The 20,970-nt window shown below is 43.4% G+C and carries 17 protein-coding genes, 3 tRNA genes, 3 rRNA genes, 1 other RNA gene and 1 other annotated feature; of the genes, 19 read left to right on the forward strand and 5 right to left on the reverse strand.

Features of this window, described 5'->3' with window-relative positions:
- The first annotated feature begins 130 nt into the window (after positions 1–130).
- The gene (locus tag NSS65_RS00075; protein WP_065214475.1) at positions 131–1,456 is read left to right on the forward strand and encodes a D-alanyl-D-alanine carboxypeptidase family protein; all 1,326 of its coding nucleotides are present in this window, start codon (positions 131–133) and stop codon (positions 1,454–1,456) included.
- Positions 1,457–1,497: 41 nt separating this feature from the next.
- Here NSS65_RS00075 and NSS65_RS00080 read toward each other — a convergent pair whose 3' ends face one another.
- Positions 1,498–2,976: a PLP-dependent aminotransferase family protein gene (locus tag NSS65_RS00080; protein ID WP_070326893.1), complete on the reverse strand. Its 1,479-nt coding sequence runs from the start codon at positions 2,974–2,976 to the stop codon at positions 1,498–1,500.
- A gap of 246 nt (positions 2,977–3,222) precedes the next feature.
- On the opposite strand from NSS65_RS00080, the gene pdxS reads away from it, so the two are divergent.
- The 5 genes from pdxS (at position 3,223) to NSS65_RS00105 (ending at position 7,466) form a co-directional block, all read left to right on the forward strand.
- Positions 3,223–4,107 (forward strand): pyridoxal 5'-phosphate synthase lyase subunit PdxS, encoded by an 885-nt coding sequence (gene pdxS / locus NSS65_RS00085; protein ID WP_039175840.1) that lies wholly within the window; start codon positions 3,223–3,225, stop codon positions 4,105–4,107.
- Between the two features lie 20 nt (positions 4,108–4,127).
- Complete coding sequence (gene pdxT, locus NSS65_RS00090) at positions 4,128–4,718, forward strand: pyridoxal 5'-phosphate synthase glutaminase subunit PdxT (protein WP_065214477.1); 591 nt, start codon at positions 4,128–4,130, stop codon at positions 4,716–4,718.
- A 53-nt stretch (positions 4,719–4,771) separates the two neighbouring features.
- Positions 4,772–4,988, forward strand: a binding site (T-box leader).
- A 49-nt stretch (positions 4,989–5,037) separates the two neighbouring features.
- Complete coding sequence (gene serS / locus NSS65_RS00095; RefSeq protein ID WP_070326894.1) at positions 5,038–6,312, forward strand: serine--tRNA ligase; 1,275 nt, start codon at positions 5,038–5,040, stop codon at positions 6,310–6,312.
- Positions 6,313–6,413: 101 nt separating this feature from the next.
- Complete coding sequence (locus NSS65_RS00100; protein ID WP_024425758.1) at positions 6,414–7,244, forward strand: methyl-accepting chemotaxis protein; 831 nt, start codon at positions 6,414–6,416, stop codon at positions 7,242–7,244.
- 129 nt (positions 7,245–7,373) lie between these two features.
- Positions 7,374–7,466: transfer RNA gene (locus NSS65_RS00105), tRNA-Ser, on the forward strand.
- A gap of 89 nt (positions 7,467–7,555) precedes the next feature.
- Here NSS65_RS00105 and NSS65_RS00110 read toward each other — a convergent pair.
- From NSS65_RS00110 to NSS65_RS00125, 4 genes are all read right to left on the reverse strand, one after another.
- Positions 7,556–8,215 carry a deoxynucleoside kinase gene (locus NSS65_RS00110; RefSeq protein WP_034284267.1) on the reverse strand — a complete coding sequence of 220 codons (660 nt, stop codon included), beginning with the start codon at positions 8,213–8,215 and terminating at the stop codon, positions 7,556–7,558.
- Entirely contained in the window at positions 8,212–8,835 is a 624-nt protein-coding gene (locus NSS65_RS00115; RefSeq protein WP_024425759.1) for a deoxynucleoside kinase, read from the reverse strand. The genes NSS65_RS00110 and NSS65_RS00115 overlap by 4 nt, the downstream gene beginning before the upstream one ends.
- An 85-nt stretch (positions 8,836–8,920) precedes the next feature.
- Positions 8,921–10,222, reverse strand: a complete 1,302-nt coding sequence (locus tag NSS65_RS00120) for a glycoside hydrolase family 18 protein (protein ID WP_144496867.1) — start codon at positions 10,220–10,222, stop codon at positions 8,921–8,923.
- A 45-nt stretch (positions 10,223–10,267) separates the two neighbouring features.
- Positions 10,268–10,822: an isochorismatase family cysteine hydrolase gene (locus NSS65_RS00125; protein WP_034284265.1), complete on the reverse strand. Its 555-nt coding sequence runs from the start codon at positions 10,820–10,822 to the stop codon at positions 10,268–10,270.
- A gap of 79 nt (positions 10,823–10,901) precedes the next feature.
- On the opposite strand from NSS65_RS00125, the gene tadA reads away from it, so the two are divergent.
- The 13 genes from tadA (at position 10,902) to NSS65_RS00190 (ending at position 20,951) form a co-directional block, all read left to right on the forward strand.
- Positions 10,902–11,378, forward strand: a complete 477-nt coding sequence (tadA, locus tag NSS65_RS00130) for a tRNA adenosine(34) deaminase TadA (protein ID WP_034284264.1) — start codon at positions 10,902–10,904, stop codon at positions 11,376–11,378.
- A gap of 76 nt (positions 11,379–11,454) precedes the next feature.
- An RNA gene (ffs, locus tag NSS65_RS00135) (signal recognition particle sRNA large type) lies at positions 11,455–11,719 on the forward strand.
- 330 nt (positions 11,720–12,049) lie between these two features.
- Positions 12,050–13,762: a DNA polymerase III subunit gamma/tau gene (dnaX, locus tag NSS65_RS00140; RefSeq protein ID WP_065214479.1), complete on the forward strand. Its 1,713-nt coding sequence runs from the start codon at positions 12,050–12,052 to the stop codon at positions 13,760–13,762.
- Between the two features lie 26 nt (positions 13,763–13,788).
- The gene (locus tag NSS65_RS00145) at positions 13,789–14,112 is read left to right on the forward strand and encodes a YbaB/EbfC family nucleoid-associated protein (protein WP_008342011.1); all 324 of its coding nucleotides are present in this window, start codon (positions 13,789–13,791) and stop codon (positions 14,110–14,112) included.
- Between the two features lie 15 nt (positions 14,113–14,127).
- Positions 14,128–14,724, forward strand: coding sequence for a recombination protein RecR (recR, locus tag NSS65_RS00150; protein WP_070326896.1), 597 nt, complete (start codon positions 14,128–14,130; stop codon positions 14,722–14,724).
- 18 nt (positions 14,725–14,742) lie between these two features.
- On the forward strand, positions 14,743–14,967 hold the full coding sequence (locus NSS65_RS00155) for a YaaL family protein (RefSeq protein WP_024425764.1): 225 nt from the start codon (positions 14,743–14,745) through the stop codon (positions 14,965–14,967).
- Positions 14,968–15,033: 66 nt separating this feature from the next.
- Positions 15,034–15,297: a pro-sigmaK processing inhibitor BofA family protein gene (locus NSS65_RS00160; RefSeq protein ID WP_034284261.1), complete on the forward strand. Its 264-nt coding sequence runs from the start codon at positions 15,034–15,036 to the stop codon at positions 15,295–15,297.
- A 274-nt stretch (positions 15,298–15,571) separates the two neighbouring features.
- Positions 15,572–17,120: ribosomal RNA gene (locus tag NSS65_RS00165) — 16S ribosomal RNA — on the forward strand.
- A 95-nt stretch (positions 17,121–17,215) separates the two neighbouring features.
- Positions 17,216–17,292, forward strand: a tRNA-Ile gene (locus NSS65_RS00170).
- Positions 17,293–17,306: 14 nt separating this feature from the next.
- Positions 17,307–17,382 (forward strand) — tRNA-Ala (locus NSS65_RS00175).
- Between the two features lie 98 nt (positions 17,383–17,480).
- Positions 17,481–20,411: ribosomal RNA gene (locus NSS65_RS00180) — 23S ribosomal RNA — on the forward strand.
- Positions 20,412–20,472: 61 nt separating this feature from the next.
- A 5S ribosomal RNA gene (rrf, locus tag NSS65_RS00185) occupies positions 20,473–20,588 on the forward strand.
- Together the 16S, 23S and 5S rRNA genes with 2 tRNA genes alongside form the textbook arrangement of a ribosomal RNA operon.
- A 171-nt stretch (positions 20,589–20,759) precedes the next feature.
- Positions 20,760–20,951, forward strand: a complete 192-nt coding sequence (locus tag NSS65_RS00190) for a sigma factor G inhibitor Gin (RefSeq protein ID WP_024425620.1) — start codon at positions 20,760–20,762, stop codon at positions 20,949–20,951.
- Positions 20,952–20,970 lie beyond the last annotated feature (19 nt).

Consider the following 20,970-nt stretch of genomic DNA (forward strand, 5'->3'; position numbering starts at 1 on the left):
GGGTCTATGACTCTGTCTATTTTTTTTGTCTTTATTGTGATAAAATTTATACTGTTGTGTTGAGATAAGCCCTTGTGGATTACATATATATGAAAAACGTCGAAAAAAGATGAATACGGAGGTATGACGATTGAACAGCAAGATGATGAAACAGCTTATGGTCTCTATCCTTGCATTGGCATTGATTGTTACAGCATTTACACCAATGTCCAAAGCAAAAGCTGCTGAAGATCCATTCAGTGTGAATGCGAAAGCAGCGATCCTTATTGAAGCTTCTACAGGTAAAATTCTTTATAGTAAAAACGCAGATCAAAGACTGCCTATTGCAAGTATGGCAAAAATGATGACAGAGTATCTATTACTAGAGGCAATTGCTGAAGGAAAAGTGAAATGGGATCAAAAGTATACGCCAGATGATTATGTATACGAAATTTCTCAGGACCGCAGCTTATCCAACGTTCCTTTGAGAAAAGATGGCTCGTATACAGTAAAAGAACTTTATCAAGCAACGGCTATTTATTCGGCAAATGCAGCAGCGATTGGTTTAGCAGAAGTGATCGCTGGATCAGAATCGAAGTTTGTTGAAAAAATGAACGCAAAAGCAAAAGAACTTGGTTTAACAAACTACAAATTCGTGAATGCAACTGGTCTGGAAAATAAAGACTTACATGGCCAACAGCCAAAAGGTACAGGTCCTGATGAAGAAAGTGAAGTATCTGCAAAAGATATGGCTTTGCTTGCACAGCATCTCATCAAAGACCATCCAGAAATTCTTGAAACAGCAAGTATTGCGAAAACAAAGTTCAGAGAAGGCACTGACGATGAAATGGACATGCCTAACTGGAACTTCATGCTTAAAGGACTTGTGAAGGAATATAAAGGTGTTGACGGTCTGAAAACAGGATCTACAGATTCAGCCGGTTCTAGCTTCACAGGTACAGCAAAACAAGGTGACATGCGTGTCATCGCAGTTATCTTGAATGCAAAAGGTAATCTTCATACAGCACGTTTCGACGTGGCAAAAAAACTATTCGACTATGCGTTTAAAAACTTCACGATGAAAGAAATGTACAAAAAAGGTCAACAAATTAAAGGACATGAAAACATCGAAGTGGATAAAGGCAAAGATAAAGAAGTACCTGTTGTGACGAAAGAAGCATTTTCTGTGCCAGTAAAAAATGGTGACGAAAAGAGCTATAAAGCAAAAGTAAATATCGAGAAAAAGAAACTAGAAGCTCCTATTAAAAAAGGAACGAAGGTTGGCATGCTGACGACTTCTTATTCTGGTGATGAGAAGGACTACGGTTATTTAAATAAAGACCAATCAGGTGTTGAGCTTGTGACGAAAACAAGCGATGAAAAAGCAAACTGGTTCATCCTTGCAATGCGTGGTGTAGGTGGATTCTTCGCTGGCATTTGGGGCGGAATCGTTGACACAGTAAAAGGCTGGTTCTAATAAAAAACTGCTCTCTATACACGAGAGCAGTTTTTTTATCGTTAAAAGAAGAGCGATTGCTTCTGATTTTGAGGAGTGGACAAGGCTTGCTGAAAAATACCACATAACTTTTCCACGCCCTCGGCCAGTGCTTTTTCATTCACATAAGAAAAGCTGAGGCGGATATAATTCTGTTTCGGCTCTCCAGGATAGCAGACAGAGCCAGGTAGAAAAGTAATTTGCTGCTTACGGGCCTCATGTAACAGTGCTCGTGTATCGACCCAGGAAGGAAAGCTGAGCCATAAATTGAGACCGCCCTGTGGAATTTGCCACGTTACATCTTTCGGTGCGTGCTTCGTTAACACATCCATCATCAAATCGCGTCTCACCTTCAAGGCGGTTCTTAGCTTCTTCGTATGATCAATCATTTTCTTCGATGTCAGAAACGGCAATATAGCCTTTTGTGTGAGGAGAGGGCTGCCTAAGTCATTATTGGCCTTTGCAGCTAATAAGCGGTTAAATATCGAGCCTGATGCGGTGATAATCCCTATTCTGCATCCTGGAGCCAGTGTTTTACTTAATCCTCGTAAGTAAATGACGTGTCCATCATGGTCCAAGCTTTTAATAGGTGCTGGCGGCTTCTTTTCAAAATAAAGCTCACGATAAGGGTCATCTTCTACAATGAGACAATCAATGCTTTGAGCCAGTAAGAGAAGCTGTTTTCTACGTTTCATCGACATACTGGCCCCTGTTGGACTGTGGAAAGTAGGAATCGTATAGATCAGCTTCGGTTTATATTTATCACAAATGCTTTGAAGCTGCTTCATGTTCATTCCTTCATGATCGACAGGGACGGTAATGATTCTTGCTCCTCTGCCCATAAAGACATCAATGGCCCCAGGATAGGTCGGTGCTTCCATGACAACCACATCATCCGGACCAATAAACGTACGTGCCACTAAATCAAGCCCTTGCTGAGAACCACTTGTTACAAGGATATTTTCAGGTGTAGACGGCACATCCAACTTTTCTAAAAAGGACTGAATGACTTGTCGCAGCAGAAGATCACCTTGTATTTCTCCATACTTCGACATGATTTGAGGATGTCTGGCTAGTACATGCTGCATTTCTTTTTCTAAATACCGGTTTGGCAAAAGCCCTGGATCGATCATAGAGGAAGAAAGGTTAATGGCTTCTTCGACATAGTGATACTGAGCGAATTGAGACCGTGGTAAATAATCTGGAATCGACAACTGCCAATCGAAAGAGGTAGATGATGGAACCGGGGTCTCTGCCTGCTCTTGCTGCTCATTCACAAAAGTTCCTTTACCTTGCACCGTCGTTAAGTATCCGTCGTCTTTTAATCGGGTGTATGCCTTAGCTGCCGTGACAAGACTCACATTGAGCTGCTTAGCTAAATCACGGACAGTTGGCAGCTTTTCTCCTTGCTGAAGCAAACCCGATTGAATGTGATCGATGATTGAAAAGTAAATTTGATTTGAAAGAGATGTATCAGAGTGTCGATGGATATCAATATGCATGAAACCCCTCCATTGAATGCAAAATTGTTATACATGATTTTTAATTGTTATAGTTGCATTATAGCATGTAAATCTCACTTGATAGAGAAAATGACATGTTTTTAGATGAAAACCCTTTATATACAAGGATTTATTCTTTTTTATCGGCTGCTTGAATTGTTATACTATTCTCTTTATTGTTATACTTCCTCGCTTGTATGATAAAGATGTTGAATGAATCGAATAGACAAATGGGAGGAAACTATTGTGAGCAATAAGGGAACTGAACGAGTGAAACGTGGAATGGCAGAAATGCAAAAGGGCGGCGTCATTATGGATGTCGTCAATGCGGAGCAGGCAAAAATTGCAGAAGAAGCAGGTGCAGTGGCAGTCATGGCACTAGAACGAGTACCAGCTGATATCCGTGCTGCAGGCGGTGTTGCCCGTATGGCAGACCCAAGAATCGTAGAGGAAGTACAAAATGCAGTAACGATTCCAGTCATGGCAAAAGCACGTATCGGCCACATCGTCGAGGCTCGTGTTCTTGAAGCACTTGGTGTTGATTATATCGATGAGAGTGAAGTGCTGACGCCCGCAGATGAGGAATTCCATTTAAATAAAAATGAATACACAGTACCTTTTGTCTGTGGATGCCGCGATTTAGGTGAGGCAACCCGCCGTATCGCAGAAGGCGCTTCTATGCTTCGCACAAAAGGAGAACCTGGGACAGGCAACATCGTAGAAGCTGTTCGTCATATGAGAAAGGTCAATGCTCAGATTCGTAAAGTATCGGCTATGAGTGAAGATGAACTGATGACAGAAGCCAAGAATCTTGGCGCGCCTTATGAATTATTGCTGCAAATCAAAAGAGACGGCAAGCTGCCAGTTGTGAACTTTGCAGCAGGAGGCGTTGCGACACCAGCAGATGCTGCATTAATGATGCAGCTTGGAGCAGACGGTGTATTTGTCGGATCTGGTATTTTCAAATCAGACAATCCAGCTAAATTTGCAAAAGCAATTGTTGAAGCAACGACTCATTACACTGATTACCGTCTTATTGCAGAACTTTCAAAAGAGCTTGGAACAGCTATGAAAGGAATTGAAATTTCAAATCTACTGCCAGAAGAACGTATGCAAGAGCGTGGCTGGTAATTAAGGGAGCGCAAACGAACATGCTGACAATTGGTGTACTAGGGCTTCAAGGAGCGGTGAGAGAGCATATTCAATCGATTGAAGCCTGCGGCGCAGAAGGAAAGATCATCAAACGTGTAGAAGAGCTAAAATCCGTTGACGGTTTGATTATCCCTGGTGGAGAAAGTACGACGATGAGAAGACTCATGGATACGTACCAATTCATTGACCCGATCAAAGCGTTCGCTGCTCAAGGGAAACCGATTTTCGGGACATGTGCCGGTTTGATTATGCTGGCAAAGCATATCGAAGATCGAGAAGATGCTCATCTTGGACTGTTAAATGTATCTGTTGCACGGAATTCTTTTGGCAGACAGGTAGACAGCTTTGAAGCAGATTTAGAAGTAAAAGGACTGGATGCGCCGTTTACAGGGGTATTCATCCGTGCGCCTCATATCATCAGCGCAAATGATGACGTAGAAATCATGGCTGAATATGATGGCAGGATTGTGATGGCGAAAGAAAACAATATCTTAGGCTGCTCCTTTCATCCAGAGCTGACAGACGATCACCGGTTAACACAGCTGTTTGTAGACATGGTGAAGTCCTACAAAACGAAGCTTGCTGTATAAAACGGTTGAAAAGAGATAAAACTTATAGTACATTAAAATCACAATCAAAGATCGAAAAAGCGTTGACGGGAAATAGTAAGAAGCCCCTCTTTCTCAGAGAGCCGATGGTTGGTGAGAATCGGTGAAAGATGCATTCTGAATCCATCCTTGAGCGAAATGCTGAAACTAGAGAAGTAAGCATTTACGGTGATACCGTTACAGAGGAAAGAGGAAAGCATGCCTTTGCATGTTTTCAATCAGGGTGGCAACGCGAGAGCTCTCGTCCCTTTCATGGGATGAGGGCTCTTTTTATTTTTCGATAAAAAAAGGAGTGTTACACATGCTGGATATTAAACAACTGCGCACGGACTTTGATCAAATCAAAGAAAAATTAGCACACCGAGGCGAAGATTTAGCGGATTTTGATAAGTTTGGTGAGCTAGATCAAAAAAGAAGAGAATTAATCGGGAAAACAGAAGAATTAAAGAGCCGAAGAAATGAAGTATCACAGCAAGTGGCCGTTCTAAAAAGAGAAAAGAAAGACGCCGATCACATTATTCAAGAAATGCGTGAGGTAGGAGATGAGATCAAGAAGCTGGATGATGAGCTAAGAACAGTAGAAGAAAGCCTGCAGCACATCCTGTTCTCAATTCCAAATATCCCCCATGACTCTGTACCAGTTGGTGAAACAGAAGACGACAACGTGGAAGTGAGAAAATGGGGCGAACAGCCAGCCTTCTCATTTGAACCAAAACCACATTGGGACGTAGCTGATGAGCTAAAAATCCTTGATTTTGAACGTGCAGGAAAAGTGACAGGAAGCCGTTTCGTTTTTTATAAAGGGTTTGGCGCCCGCTTAGAGCGCGCATTGTATAACTTTATGCTTGATTTACATGTGGATGAGTTTGGTTTTACTGAAGTGCTTCCACCTTATATGGTCAACAGAGCGAGCATGACAGGAACTGGTCAGCTTCCAAAGTTCGAAGAGGATGCCTTTAAAATACGTGAAGAAGATTACTTCCTCATTCCAACAGCTGAAGTGCCAATTACGAACATGCATCGTGACGAAATTCTCGAAGGTGAACAGCTGCCAATCAACTATGCAGCATTCAGTGCTTGCTTTAGATCAGAAGCAGGATCTGCCGGAAGAGATACACGCGGACTCATCCGTCAGCATCAATTTAACAAGGTAGAGCTTGTTAAATTTGTCAGACCAGAAGATTCTTATGAAGAATTAGAGAAACTAACAAATCAAGCAGAAAAAGTTCTTCAGCTATTGAACCTGCCATACCGTGTCATGAGCATGTGTACGGGAGATTTAGGATTCACAGCTGCGAAGAAATACGATATCGAAGTGTGGATTCCGAGCCAGAATACGTACCGTGAAATTTCTTCTTGCAGTAACTTCGAAGCATTCCAAGCAAGACGTGCAAACATTCGTTTCCGTCCAGAACCTAAAGCGAAGCCAGAACATGTCCACACATTAAATGGATCTGGATTAGCGGTAGGAAGAACCGTAGCGGCTATTTTAGAAAACTATCAACAAGAGGACGGCACAGTAATCATTCCTGAAGTACTGCGTCCTTATATGGGAAATAAAGAAGTGATGAAATAAGATGCCGTCAAGGCATCTTTTTCTTTTTACCAAAAGTCCTACAGTTTTCCTGAATTTAGCCGATAAAAAAATTAAAAGCTTCTAGGAAAGAAGGAATAACCGTGAATAGGCTTGACTATTATGTTGAAATGGCTCATTTACTTAGAAAGGTACTAGATGAAAGTATTCTTTTCGGCATCACAGATACAGAGAAGATACTTTGTTATTACCCGTCTAACACAATAGATTTTGGTATGAAAGTTGGAGACCCATTGAACCCAGAAGACCAAAATGTGGCGACGACATTAAGAGGACAAGAATATGACGGTCATTTACCAGAGCATTTATATGGTTATGAAATTGCTGTAAAAGGTTACCCGATTTTTGATGAAGATAGAAAAGTAATCGGCTCTTTTTTAGTGGCATTTTCACATCATCGCGAAAAGAAATTAAGCGGTTATATGGAGCAAATCAATAAAGTAGCGAAAGAACTCCAAGGTGGAATTGAGCAAATTGCTGCACATTCACAAGAACTGGCTGCCACAAGTTTAGAAATAAGCGAACAGGCAGGAAGAGCGGAAGAGAAATCTGCGAATATTGAAGAAGTCGTCAAAACCATTGGCGGAATTGCTAGACAAACAAATCTGCTTGGTTTAAATGCTGCAATTGAAGCCGCAAGAGCAGGTGAGAACGGAAAAGGGTTTGCTGTCGTTGCTGATGAAGTTCGCAAATTATCAGATGGCTCGAAGGAAGCGGCTGAAACCATTAATACATTTTTAAAAGAAATCCAAGACAGCATTGGCACTTTGTCTGAAAACATCTCACAAATCAGCAGCTCAACAAATGAACAAGCCAAACAAGTGACAGACTTTACGAAGATTATCGAGTCATTAAATGAGTTTAAAGTAGAGATGAATCAGTTTATTGAAGAAATTAGACAGGATACGAAATAGATCAAGAGCAGCCGTCAATGGCTGCTTTTTTATAGGCAATCATCATGCCGAAATCACATATTGAAATTTTTTTACGAAAAGGTGTTGACTTCAAATAAAATGATATGGTATATTAATTCTTGTCGATACGGAGGAATACCCAAGTCCGGCTGAAGGGATCGGTCTTGAAAACCGACAGGGGTGTCAAAGCCCGCGGGGGTTCGAATCCCTCTTCCTCCGCCATATTGATTTTTTACCTTAGTTGAATTGAACGCAAGCATAAAAATTGGAAATTGTCAAACCGCTGCATTTCGCGAATGCAGCGGTTTTTTTTATTTTGTTTTATTGCGATTTTTTTGAATAACAGAAGCTATTTCATGAAGAATGGGATCAAGTGAGCTTTCATCATGAAGTAAGTCGTAATCTTCAATATTAATTTTAATCACTGGGCATAAATCAAATTGTTCGATCCATTCCGTGTATCGAGTGTACATTTCTTCCCAATAAGCCCGGTCAGTTTGAGTTTCCATCTCTCTGCCGCGTTCCTCAATACGATGTAAAATATGATCTAAATCCCCGTGTAGATAGATGAGGACATCAGGGTGAGGGAAGTAAGGTGTCATCACCATCGCCTCAAATAGGCTTGTATACGTTTCATAATCGACCTCAGACATCGTACCTTTGTCCGCATGCATTTTTGCAAAAATGCCAGTGTCCTCATAAATGGAACGATCTTGTACATATCCTCCGCCAGATTCAAAAATCCGCTTTTGCTCCTTAAAACGCTCAGCTAGGAAATAGACCTGTAAGTGGAAGCTCCATCTTTGGAAATCTGAATAAAAAGGCTCTAAATATGGGTTATCATCTACTTTTTCAAGAGAGGTTTGAAACCCTAGCTTGTCCGCTATTGTTTTGGTCATAGTTGATTTGCCGACACCAACAGTCCCGGCAATTGTGATGACTGCGTCCTTTGGTATTTTGATATTGTTCATAGCACTTGCTCCTTTATGTTCTGTACAATTTGCTGGTAATCTTGCTGTGAGGAAACGAAGTCTGTATGATCTCCTTCAATTGTAATGATGGGAAGCCCTGGCTCAGTCTGTTTTAAATGTTCAATGGCCAGCTCGTAATCTTCAATGAGTGTTTTTAAATAAGCTGGGTCAATGTCTTCTTCAAAAGAGCGTCCTCTCATCTGTATTCTTTCAAGTAAGGTGGGAAGGCTGGCTTTTATATAGATCATGGCATTTGGTTTAGGAAGATCATCTGTTAGCAGGTGATAGATCTTTCTGTATTTATCCATGTGCTTTTTTGATAATGTTCTTTCTGCAAATATCATATTTTTATAGACGTGATAATCAGTGACAACCGGCTGCTGTTTATTTACATAGTTTTCTTCAATTGATTCTAACTGTTTGAACCGATTGCATAAAAAGAACATCTCAAGCTGAAAGCTCCATTGTTCCATATCTTCATAAAATTTATCTAAGAATGGATTTTCTTCTACAATCTCTTTTACTAAAGGAAATTGAAATTCCTTCGCAAGCATTGTAGCCAAAGTTGTTTTTCCGGCTCCAATTGGGCCTTCCACTGCAATAAAAGGGGCAGGATACATAGGCGTTCTCCTCTATCTATAAAGTTAAAGTTGTCAAACCAATGTATATTGTACCATACCCCTTCTAATTGATAGAGTGAATGGATTACGATGTCGTTCTTTTTTCAATATTAAATTGATCTGATAATAAGAGCCAATTTTGTGGGAAGGATAGACCTAATTTCCAATAAGCAATGCCGTTCAATTTTAGCTCTTTGATGAGATTGAATTTTGCTTGAATCGATCTAGCGTCTTCGAACCAGACCTCATGCTCTTTGTTGTTGGCATCTGTATAACGAAAATGGGGTGCTTGTGCTGTTTCGTCGTATAAGATAGAGACATTGTGCTCTCTAGCAAGTGCAATTGCTTGTTGAGGACTGACGGCTTTTGCGATGGGGCCGCCCTGGACGAAAGGAAGTGTCCAATCATAGCCGTATAAATTCTGCCCCATTACAATTTTATTGGCCGGTATGACAGTTAGTGCATATTCAATGACTTGGCGGACAGGCCCAATTGGAGAGACAGCTTGTGGAGGGCCACCGCTGTACCCCCATTCATAGGTCATCAGCACAACATGATCGACGATCTTACCGATCGCTTCATAGTCATGGGCTTCATACCATTTGCCCTTTTGCTGACTACTTGTTTTTGGTGCAAGTGCAACAGATATTGTCCATCTTTCTTGATGGAAACGGGCTGTTGCTTCTCTTAAAAATTGAATATAAGCATCTTTATCAGCAGGGCGTAAATATTCAAAATCAAAATGGATTTCCTTGAATTGATACTTTTTGGCAACACGAACAATTTCATCTAAAAATGCCGTTTTGACAGATTGGTTAGTTAAAAGAATATGCCCAAGTTCATCACTGAATTTTTCATTCTCTAGATTTGTCACCACCATGGTTAATACAGTTCTGTTCTGAGCGGCAATCTGGGGTAGTTGGTCTAACGGTGGTTCTCGCAGTGTCCCATCTCTTTGTGCTTGAAAACTAAAGATGTCTAAATGGGTTAAGTATGGGGAGGCCTCTCTAGCTGCCTGCTTTAAGTTTTCACTGACTTGATTTCCCCGTGGTTCAATATAAGCATTGGAATTAATGTTCCTTTTCGGTCTTTGTGGAATATAGAGCAAGAAACGAACAGGCAGTATCGCTTCAGGCCGAATTCTGTTCACGCGTGCCAATTCTTCTACTGAGATTTGAAACCGTCTACCAATTTGATATAGTGTGTCATTTTGTTTGACCTCATAAAATTGACCTCTAATTGGAATGACAATTGTTTGTCCAATGACGAGTTGATTTGGTGTTTCGATTTCGTTAGTACGGATGATTTCATTGACTGTCGTTTTAAAACGCATAGCAATGTCGTTTAAAGTATCTCCTCTTTTGACAACATAAATTTGAATAGTCAACGCCCCCTTTGTTATTGCTAACAATTTATGAGGGTTATGGCTAAATCATGTTTGATTTTCATTCGTGATTTCCTTAGCGGTAGTGATTTTGGCTAGAAGAACGTTCTCCATCATTGTTAAAGCGTAGTCGTTATCTCTGTCGTCGTTTGAAGCGATACAATCTTTAGGTACAATTAGATTGTATTCTCGCATGTATGCGTCATTTGCAGTGAACAAAACGCAAATGTTTCCGGCAATTCCAGTTAGAATAATGTCCTCAACACCTAATTCATTTAAGAGTGTCTCTAGTGCAGTACCGTAGAAGGCAGAATGCTTAGGTTTAATTAAGAAGTAATTATCTTTAGATGGTGTCATTTTCTCTAAAATAGGAGCGCTTCTTTCATTTTTGCATGTTTCCAGAACAGCTTGGATATCAGCCTTCCAAAGTCCGTAGTGATCGTTGATATAAATGATTGGCCAATTTTCCTTGAAAGCATGTTGTTTAAGAGCTAAAATTTTATTGGTCATTTGCTCTGTTTTTTCTGCAAGCACATGTCCCATTTCAAAATCAAAATCATTAATCATGTCGATAATAAGCAGCGCCTTTTGGTGCTTTGACAAAATAAGACCCCCTTTAAAAGATTGTGATAATATGTTAACCTCAATTTCCTTTTAAAAAACATGAAAAGAGAGCCGTGCTATGACGAAAGATGAACAGTTTATGCAAGAAGCCATTTCTGAAGCCTTAAAAGCAGAACAAATAGGGGAAGTGCCGATTGGTGCGATCATTGTTGTTGATGATCAAATTGTGAGCCGGGCTCATAATTTAAGGGAAAGTGAGCAGCGTTCGATTGCACATGCAGAATTACTTGCTATTGATGAAGCATGTAAAGCGACAGGGAGCTGGCGTTTAGAAGATGCTGTGCTTTACGTTACGCTTGAGCCATGCCCAATGTGTGCGGGTGCTATTGTTCTCTCTAGAGTGAAAAAGGTCGTTTTTGGTGCATACGATCCAAAAGGTGGATGCGCAGGTACTTTAATGAATTTACTGGATGATGAACGGTTCAATCATCAGTCTGAGGTCATCGGTGGTGTACTTGAAAATGAGTGTGGTGAGCTGTTAAGTCAGTTCTTCCGAAATCTCCGTCAGCGAAAGAAACAAGCCAAAAGTAAATGAATGGATGCCGTTTGCAATTTGAGCTATAAGAAGGTATACTTATGTCTGCGTCACTAACAATTTAATATTCATTTTGCCGTGCTAAGCGGGGAGGTAGCGGTGCCCTGTACTCGCAATCCGCTCTAGCGAGGCCGAATCCCTTCTCGAGGTTCGTTTACTTCAAGGTCTGCCTTAAATAAGTGGTGTTGACGTCTGGGTCCTGCGCAATGGGAATTCATGAACCATGTCAGGTCCGGAAGGAAGCAGCATTAAGTGAAACCTCTCATGTGCCGCAGGGTTGCCTGGGCCGAGCTAACTGTTTAAGTAACGCTTGGGGTAGCGAATCGACAGAAGGTGCACGGTAAATCAATATTAAATGTAACTCATCTAGTTTAACTAGGTGAGTTTTTTGTTGCTGTTCAAAGAATAGCTGAATTGCTTTGGTTATACAAATAGATAAAAAGTCTTTTTGGTTCCATTTTTTTGTTTCACTAATCGCAACAAGAACTGGTGTTCTGTTTGGGGTTTCGGGTCTTTTTACAAAGCTAGAAAATACGTTTTTAATGCATGGAAAGTAGAAAATCTATAGTTGAAATCATTTTTTTGGCATATTAGAAAATAAAGGTGTGCTTTTGAATTGATCGGTGCATCATGTATAATGAAAAAGATGATAAATGGAGGAGGGCGTATTTGTGAGTTATCAAGCTTTATATCGAGTGTTCAGACCTCAAGTTTTTGAGGATGTTGTTGGACAAGAACACATCACAAAAACGTTGCAAAATGCCCTTTTGCAGAAAAAGTTTTCTCATGCTTACTTATTTTCAGGTCCTAGAGGAACAGGTAAAACAAGTGCTGCCAAAATCTTTGCTAAGGCAGTGAACTGTGAAAAGTCACCTGTTAGTGAGCCGTGTAATGCATGTGATGCCTGTAAAGGGATTACAAACGGTTCAATTTCAGATGTGATTGAAATAGATGCTGCCTCGAATAACGGGGTAGATGAAATCCGTGATATACGTGATAAAGTGAAATTTGCTCCTTCGGCGGTTACGTATAAGGTTTATATTATAGATGAAGTACATATGCTCTCTATCGGTGCATTTAATGCCCTCCTTAAAACGCTGGAAGAACCGCCTGCTCATTGTATCTTTATTTTGGCTACCACAGAGCCCCATAAGATTCCTCTTACCATCATATCTCGTTGTCAGCGATTTGATTTCAAACGAATCACGACTAAAGATATTGTTGGAAGAATGGAGAAAATTGTAGATGCAGAAGGCCTTAACGTACAGGAGGGTTCGCTCGAGATTATTGCTAGTGCAGCTGATGGCGGTATGCGTGATGCACTAAGTCTCTTGGATCAAGCGATTTCATTTAGTGGTGAACAATTGACAATTGATGATGCGTTGCTCATTACAGGTGCTGTATCTCAGCATTTCATTAGTCAGCTTGCTGAAGCAATTTTTGATCAAAATATTGCGACAGCGTTAGATACATTAAATGAGTTGCTCCAGCAGGGGAAAGATGCTGCTAAATTAATAGAGGATATGATTTTTTACTTTAGAGATATGCTGCTTTATAAAACGGCACCAGATCTCGAGGGGGTCCTTGAAAAGGTAAAGGTCGACGAAAGTTTCGTGGCGCTGTCAGATCGTGTGACACCTCAATTTCTGTATGAAACAATTGAAGTCCTGAATAAAAGCCACCAAGAAATGAAATGGACAAATCATCCAAGGATTTTCTTTGAGGTAGCTGTTGTAAAGCTGTGTCAGTCAACAGCAGGATTGACACAAGGTCATGCTGACGCTGATTTAACGGCGCTAACAGATAAAATAAACAGGCTGGAACAGGAACTATCAAGGCTAAGAGCCGAAGGTGTACCAATGTCTCCATCTCATAGCCCTCAAGAAAAGAAGGAAGCGCCTCGACCACAAACAAGTAACAAAAATGGCTATCGTGCTCCTGTCGGCCGAATTCATGAGATTCTAAAAGAAGCGAAACGGCCTGAGTTAGAAAAAATTAAAGGCAAATGGGGAGAGCTCCTTGCCCAGTTGAAACAGCAGAATAAGGTGTCTCACGCTGCGTTATTAACGGACAGTGAGCCAGTTGCGGCTGCTTCGCATGCCTTTGTTTTAAAATTCAAATTTGAAATACATTGTAAAATGGTTGCTGAAGATAAAAGCGGTGTTCGGACCAATCTTGAACAACTGCTAGAGTCTATGTTAGGAAAAAGAGTGGAATTAGTTGGCGTTCCTGACGCTCAATGGGGTAAAATAAGAGAAGAATTTTTAAGAGATCATCAGCCGGATGAACAAGCAGATGGTCAGGGAACTTCTTCTGAAGAGGATCCATTGATTGCGGAAGCAAAGAAATTAGTAGGAACCGATTTAATTGAAATTAAAGATTAATAAAAATGAAAGAGAGTGGTGTTCATATGCGCGGTGGAATGGGAAATATGCAAAAAATGATGAAACAAATGCAAAAAATGCAAAAGGATATGGCGAAGGCTCAAGAAGAGCTTGCAGAAAAAGTCCTTGAAGGTACAGCTGGTGGCGGTATGGTCACTGTAAAAGTAAATGGACAAAAAGAAGTCGTTGATGTAGCAATTAATGAAGAAGTTGTTGATCCAGAAGATATCGATATGCTTCAAGATCTTGTACTTGCTGCGACAAACGATGCATTGAAAAAAGTCGATGAGCTAACGAATGAAACGATGGGTCAATTCACAAAAGGAATGAACATGCCAGGTTTATTCTAGGAGGAATAACTGAAGATGCAATATCCTGAACCAATATCAAAGCTGATTGACAGCTTTATGAAATTGCCAGGAATCGGACCGAAAACTGCGGTCCGTCTGGCTTTTTTTGTTCTTAGTATGCAAGAAGATGTCGTACTAGATTTTGCGAAGGCGCTTGTAAATGCAAAGCGTAATTTAACTTATTGTTCGGTATGCGGTCATATCACAGATCAAGATCCTTGCTATATTTGTGAAGATACAAGAAGAGATCAATCTGTTGTCTGTGTAGTGCAGGATCCAAAAGATGTAATCGCAATGGAAAAAATGAAAGAATACAACGGCTTATATCATGTGCTTCATGGTGCCATTTCGCCAATGGACGGAATTGGCCCAGAGGATATTAAAATTCCTGACCTATTAAAAAGATTGCAAGACGATCAAGTGACAGAGGTGATCCTTGCAACCAATCCAAACATTGAAGGAGAAGCAACAGCCATGTATATCTCCAGATTGTTAAAACCATCAGGAATTAAACTCTCTCGCATTGCTCACGGACTTCCAGTAGGCGGGGATTTAGAGTATGCGGATGAAGTTACACTGTCTAAGGCTCTAGAAGGCAGACGTGAGATGTAGGAAGGAGAAGTACGGTACATGGGTTTTCTTCGCAGAAAATCAATTCGAAAAGAATTCGATGAGAAATTAATTCAACAGCTTTTTAAGCAAAAGGAAGAATGGAACAGACAAAAAAAGCTTGTCGCAAATAGCGTTGAGCCTTCACCGGACATTCTATTCGAATTAAAGCTTGCTCAAGCGAAGTACTTTTTCTATCTGAGAGAAGCGAAAAAGAGGAATTTACGTTTAAACAACTGGAAATAGCAGGTCTATTATACATAGTCCTCTCATATGCTTGTACTATTCATATGAAGAGGAGATGAGAGGATTATGGAACCTGTTATTGTGATCGGGTCAATTTTGCTAGCTGTGCTATTGTTGTTTATGTCAGGTGTGCAGGCGAATCCATTCAAATGGTTAGGGCTTATCGGAGTGAAGTTTGTAGCAGGCGCTCTTTTTTTATTTTGCCTCAACCTATTTGGCGAGAGTCTAGGATTACATGTCTCTATTAACCCTGTAACGAGTGGAATTAGTGGTTTATTGGGTATTCCGGGCGTAGCAGCTTTAATCGTCATTGAAAAGTTTATTATTTAATGAAAAATATTGTTGACTTTGATTAGATAGGGTGGTAAATTAATATACGTCGCTGATGACGAAGAAACGAAAAAACATAATAACAAAAAAGTTGTTGACACTAACAACTTGGATGTGATAAGATGTTCTAGTCGCTTCTGAAGCGGTAAACAAGTTCTTTGAAAACTAAACAAGACAAAACGTACCTGTTAATTCGAGTTTTTATAAAAAAATCCTATGAAATTTCATAGGTAGTCAGTCAAACTGGCGAAAAGCAAAACTTCGGTTTTGTACTTTTTCGGAGAGTTTGATCCTGGCTCAGGACGAACGCTGGCGGCGTGCCTAATACATGCAAGTCGAGCGGACAGAAGGGAGCTTGCTCCCGGATGTTAGCGGCGGACGGGTGAGTAACACGTGGGTAACCTGCCTGTAAGACTGGGATAACTCCGGGAAACCGGAGCTAATACCGGATAGTTCCTTGAACCGCATGGTTCAAGGATGAAAGACGGTTTCGGCTGTCACTTACAGATGGACCCGCGGCGCATTAGCTAGTTGGTGGGGTAATGGCTCACCAAGGCGACGATGCGTAGCCGACCTGAGAGGGTGATCGGCCACACTGGGACTGAGACACGGCCCAGACTCCTACGGGAGGCAGCAGTAGGGAATCTTCCGCAATGGACGAAAGTCTGACGGAGCAACGCCGCGTGAGTGATGAAGGTTTTCGGATCGTAAAGCTCTGTTGTTAGGGAAGAACAAGTGCGAGAGTAACTGCTCGCACCTTGACGGTACCTAACCAGAAAGCCACGGCTAACTACGTGCCAGCAGCCGCGGTAATACGTAGGTGGCAAGCGTTGTCCGGAATTATTGGGCGTAAAGGGCTCGCAGGCGGTTTCTTAAGTCTGATGTGAAAGCCCCCGGCTCAACCGGGGAGGGTCATTGGAAACTGGGAAACTTGAGTGCAGAAGAGGAGAGTGGAATTCCACGTGTAGCGGTGAAATGCGTAGAGATGTGGAGGAACACCAGTGGCGAAGGCGACTCTCTGGTCTGTAACTGACGCTGAGGAGCGAAAGCGTGGGGAGCGAACAGGATTAGATACCCTGGTAGTCCACGCCGTAAACGATGAGTGCTAAGTGTTAGGGGGTTTCCGCCCCTTAGTGCTGCAGCTAACGCATTAAGCACTCCGCCTGGGGAGTACGGTCGCAAGACTGAAACTCAAAGGAATTGACGGGGGCCCGCACAAGCGGTGGAGCATGTGGTTTAATTCGAAGCAACGCGAAGAACCTTACCAGGTCTTGACATCCTCTGACAACCCTAGAGATAGGGCTTTCCCTTCGGGGACAGAGTGACAGGTGGTGCATGGTTGTCGTCAGCTCGTGTCGTGAGATGTTGGGTTAAGTCCCGCAACGAGCGCAACCCTTGATCTTAGTTGCCAGCATTCAGTTGGGCACTCTAAGGTGACTGCCGGTGACAAACCGGAGGAAGGTGGGGATGACGTCAAATCATCATGCCCCTTATGACCTGGGCTACACACGTGCTACAATGGACAGAACAAAGGGCTGCAAGACCGCAAGGTTTAGCCAATCCCATAAATCTGTTCTCAGTTCGGATCGCAGTCTGCAACTCGACTGCGTGAAGCTGGAATCGCTAGTAATCGCGGATCAGCATGCCGCGGTGAATACGTTCCCGGGCCTTGTACACACCGCCCGTCACACCACGAGAGTTTGCAACACCCGAAGTCGGTGAGGTAACCTTTATGGAGCCAGCCGCCGAAGGTGGGGCAGATGATTGGGGTGAAGTCGTAACAAGGTAGCCGTATCGGAAGGTGCGGCTGGATCACCTCCTTTCTAAGGATATATGGAGCAGCGTACGTTTTCGTCTTGTTTAGTTTTGAAGGAACTTGCAAAAGATCCTACAACATCATATCTTCGATATGAAAGATGGGCCTGTAGCTCAGCTGGTTAGAGCGCACGCCTGATAAGCGTGAGGTCGGTGGTTCGAGTCCACTCAGGCCCACCATCTTCTATTAAATCGGGGCCTTAGCTCAGCTGGGAGAGCGCCTGCCTTGCACGCAGGAGGTCAGCGGTTCGATCCCGCTAGGCTCCACCAACGTGTTCTTTGAAAACTAGATAACAATAAGTAATACATTCACATTGAATGCAATGCAAAGTTCATCACACATAGTGATTCTTTCTAAAGTAAGAAATGGTTAAGTTAGAAAGGGCGCACGGTGGATGCCTTGGCACTAGGAGCCGATGAAGGACGGGACGAACACCGATATGCTTCGGGGAGCTGTAAGCAAGCTTTGATCCGGAGATTTCCGAATGGGGAAACCCACTGCTCGTAATGGAGTAGTATCCATACTTGAATACATAGAGTATGAGAAGGCATACCCGGGGAACTGAAACATCTAAGTACCCGGAGGAAGAGAAAGCAAATGCGATTCCCTGAGTAGCGGCGAGCGAAACGGGAACAGCCCAAACCAAGAGGCTTGCCTCTTGGGGTTGTAGGACACTCTATACGGAGTTACAAAGGAATGATATAAGCGAAGAGGTCTGGAAAGGCCCGCCAAAGAAGGTAACAGCCCTGTAACTGAAATGTCGTTCTCTCCAGAGTGGATCCTGAGTACGGCGGAACACGTGAAATTCCGTCGGAATCCGGGAGGACCATCTCCCAAGGCTAAATACTCCCTAGTGACCGATAGTGAACCAGTACCGTGAGGGAAAGGTGAAAAGCACCCCGGAAGGGGAGTGAAATAGATCCTGAAACCGTGTGCCTACAAGTAGTCAGAGCCCGTTAACGGGTGATGGCGTGCCTTTTGTAGAATGAACCGGCGAGTTACGATCCCGTGCAAGGTTAAGCAGAAGATGCGGAGCCGCAGCGAAAGCGAGTCTGAATAGGGCGCATGAGTACGTGGTCGTAGACCCGAAACCAGGTGATCTACCCATGTCCAGGGTGAAGTTCAGGTAACACTGAATGGAGGCCCGAACCCACGCACGTTGAAAAGTGCGGGGATGAGGTGTGGGTAGGGGTGAAATGCCAATCGAACCTGGAGATAGCTGGTTCTCTCCGAAATAGCTTTAGGGCTAGCCTCAAGGTAAGAGTCTCGGAGGTAGAGCACTGATTGGACTAGGGGCCCCTACCGGGTTACCGAATTCAGTCAAACTCCGAATGCCGATGACTTATCCTTGGGAGTCAGACTGCGAGTGATAAGATCCGTAGTCGAAAGGGAAACAGCCCAGACCGCCAGCTAAGGTCCCAAAGTATACGTTAAGTGGAAAAGGATGTGGAGTTGCTTAGACAACCAGGATGTTGGCTTAGAAGCAGCCACCATTTAAAGAGTGCGTAATAGCTCACTGGTCGAGTGACTCTGCGCCGAAAATGTACCGGGGCTAAACGTATCACCGAAGCTGCGGACTGTTCTTACGAACAGTGGTAGGAGAGCGTTCTAAGGGCTGTGAAGCCAGACCGGAAGGACTGGTGGAGCGCTTAGAAGTGAGAATGCCGGTATGAGTAGCGAAAGACGGGTGAGAATCCCGTCCACCGAATGCCTAAGGTTTCCTGAGGAAGGCTCGTCCGCTCAGGGTTAGTCGGGACCTAAGCCGAGGCCGAAAGGCGTAGGCGATGGACAACAGGTTGATATTCCTGTACCACCTCCTCACCATTTGAGCAATGGGGGGACGCAGGAGGATAGGGTAAGCGCGGTATTGGATATCCGCGTCCAAGCAGTTAGGCTGGGAAATAGGCAAATCCGTTTCCCGTAAAGGCTGAGCTGTGATGGCGAGCGAAATTTAGTAGCGAAGTTCCTGATTCCACACTGCCAAGAAAAGCCTCTAGCGAGGTGAGAGGTGCCCGTACCGCAAACCGACACAGGTAGGCGAGGAGAGAATCCTAAGGTGATCGAGAGAACTCTCGTTAAGGAACTCGGCAAAATGACCCCGTAACTTCGGGAGAAGGGGTGCTTCTTAGGGTGTTAAAGCCCCGAGAAGCCGCAGTGAATAGGCCCAGGCGACTGTTTAGCAAAAACACAGGTCTCTGCGAAGCCGTAAGGCGAAGTATAGGGGCTGACGCCTGCCCGGTGCTGGAAGGTTAAGAGGAGCGCTTAGCGTAAGCGAAGGTGCGAATTGAAGCCCCAGTAAACGGCGGCCGTAACTATAACGGTCCTAAGGTAGCGAAATTCCTTGTCGGGTAAGTTCCGACCCGCACGAAAGGCGCAACGATCTGGGCACTGTCTCAACGAGAGACTCGGTGAAATTATAGTACCTGTGAAGATGCAGGTTACCCGCGACAGGACGGAAAGACCCCGTGGAGCTTTACTGCAGCCTGATATTGAATGTTGGTACAGCTTGTACAGGATAGGTAGGAGCCTTGGAAACCGGAGCGCTAGCTTCGGTGGAGGCATCGGTGGGATACTACCCTGGCTGTATTGACCTTCTAACCCGCTGCCCTTATCGGGCAGGGAGACAGTGTCAGGTGGGCAGTTTGACTGGGGCGGTCGCCTCCTAAAATGTAACGGAGGCGCCCAAAGGTTCCCTCAGAATGGTTGGAAATCATTCGCAGAGTGTAAAGGCACAAGGGAGCTTGACTGCGAGACCTACAAGTCGAGCAGGGACGAAAGTCGGGCTTAGTGATCCGGTGGTTCCGCATGGAAGGGCCATCGCTCAACGGATAAAAGCTACCCCGGGGATAACAGGCTTATCTCCCCCAAGAGTCCACATCGACGGGGAGGTTTGGCACCTCGATGTCGGCTCATCGCATCCTGGGGCTGTAGTCGGTCCCAAGGGTTGGGCTGTTCGCCCATTAAAGCGGTACGCGAGCTGGGTTCAGAACGTCGTGAGACAGTTCGGTCCCTATCCGTCGCGGGCGCAGGAAATTTGAGAGGAGCTGTCCTTAGTACGAGAGGACCGGGATGGACGCACCGCTGGTGTACCAGTTGTTCTGCCAAGGGCATCGCTGGGTAGCTATGTGCGGACGGGATAAGTGCTGAAAGCATCTAAGCATGAAGCCCCCCTCAAGATGAGATTTCCCATTCCGCAAGGAAGTAAGATCCCTGAAAGATGATCAGGTTGATAGGTCTGAGGTGGAAGCGTGGTGACACGTGGAGCTGACAGATACTAATAGATCGAGGACTTAACCTATATTCTAATGTGAAGCATGAACATTGTTATCTAGTTTTGAGAGAACATTCTCTCCATCAGGTTTGGTGGCGATAGCGAAGAGGTCACACCCGTTCCCATACCGAACACGGAAGTTAAGCTCTTCAGCGCCGATGGTAGTTGGGGGTTTCCCCCTGTGAGAGTAGGACGCCGCCAAGCTTCTATTAGGATCAGTTCCAGTCGGAACTGGTCTTTTTTATTTTTAAAGAAAAGGAACAAACACTCGATCTGACATGGATACATATACTAAACTACCATCTAAAACATTCTTAATTTTGTATACAATTGAAGGCGCTAGGGCATACTGAAGCTATAAGTGGAGGTGTCACAATGAGCAAAAAAGAGCGAGAAGCGATTTGTTTGATTTGTGAAGAGAAAAAAACAAAGGGAATTTATTTATATCATCAGTTTTTGTGCCGAGAATGTGAGAGAAAGTTAATTTCTACATCGACCTCGGATCCTAGCTATGCCGATTATGTTAGAAAGCTTAAAAATCTTCATACGCCGCCTTTGTATTCATAGACCATTAGATGGTCTTTTT

The sequence above is a fragment of the Bacillus sp. FSL K6-1006 genome, from assembly GCF_038593175.1.
GTDB lineage: Bacteria > Bacillota > Bacilli > Bacillales > Bacillaceae > Bacillus > Bacillus safensis.

Bases quoted from the DNA above. Each gene is read 5' to 3' on its own strand.
- serS (WP_070326894.1), top strand. From the start codon at position 5,038: ATGCTGGATATTAAACAACTGCGCACGGACTTTGATCAAATCAAAGAA.
- NSS65_RS00160 (WP_034284261.1), top strand. From the start codon at position 15,034: ATGGAACCTGTTATTGTGATCGGGTCAATTTTGCTAGCTGTGCTATTG.
- NSS65_RS00145 (WP_008342011.1), top strand. From the start codon at position 13,789: ATGCGCGGTGGAATGGGAAATATGCAAAAAATGATGAAACAAATGCAA.
- pdxT (WP_065214477.1), top strand. From the start codon at position 4,128: ATGCTGACAATTGGTGTACTAGGGCTTCAAGGAGCGGTGAGAGAGCAT.
- tadA (WP_034284264.1), top strand. From the start codon at position 10,902: ATGACGAAAGATGAACAGTTTATGCAAGAAGCCATTTCTGAAGCCTTA.
- NSS65_RS00080 (WP_070326893.1), bottom strand. From the start codon at position 2,976: ATGCATATTGATATCCATCGACACTCTGATACATCTCTTTCAAATCAA.
- NSS65_RS00115 (WP_024425759.1), bottom strand. From the start codon at position 8,835: ATGTATCCTGCCCCTTTTATTGCAGTGGAAGGCCCAATTGGAGCCGGA.
- NSS65_RS00155 (WP_024425764.1), top strand. From the start codon at position 14,743: ATGGGTTTTCTTCGCAGAAAATCAATTCGAAAAGAATTCGATGAGAAA.
- recR (WP_070326896.1), top strand. From the start codon at position 14,128: ATGCAATATCCTGAACCAATATCAAAGCTGATTGACAGCTTTATGAAA.
- NSS65_RS00110 (WP_034284267.1), bottom strand. From the start codon at position 8,215: ATGAACAATATCAAAATACCAAAGGACGCAGTCATCACAATTGCCGGG.
- NSS65_RS00190 (WP_024425620.1), top strand. From the start codon at position 20,760: ATGAGCAAAAAAGAGCGAGAAGCGATTTGTTTGATTTGTGAAGAGAAA.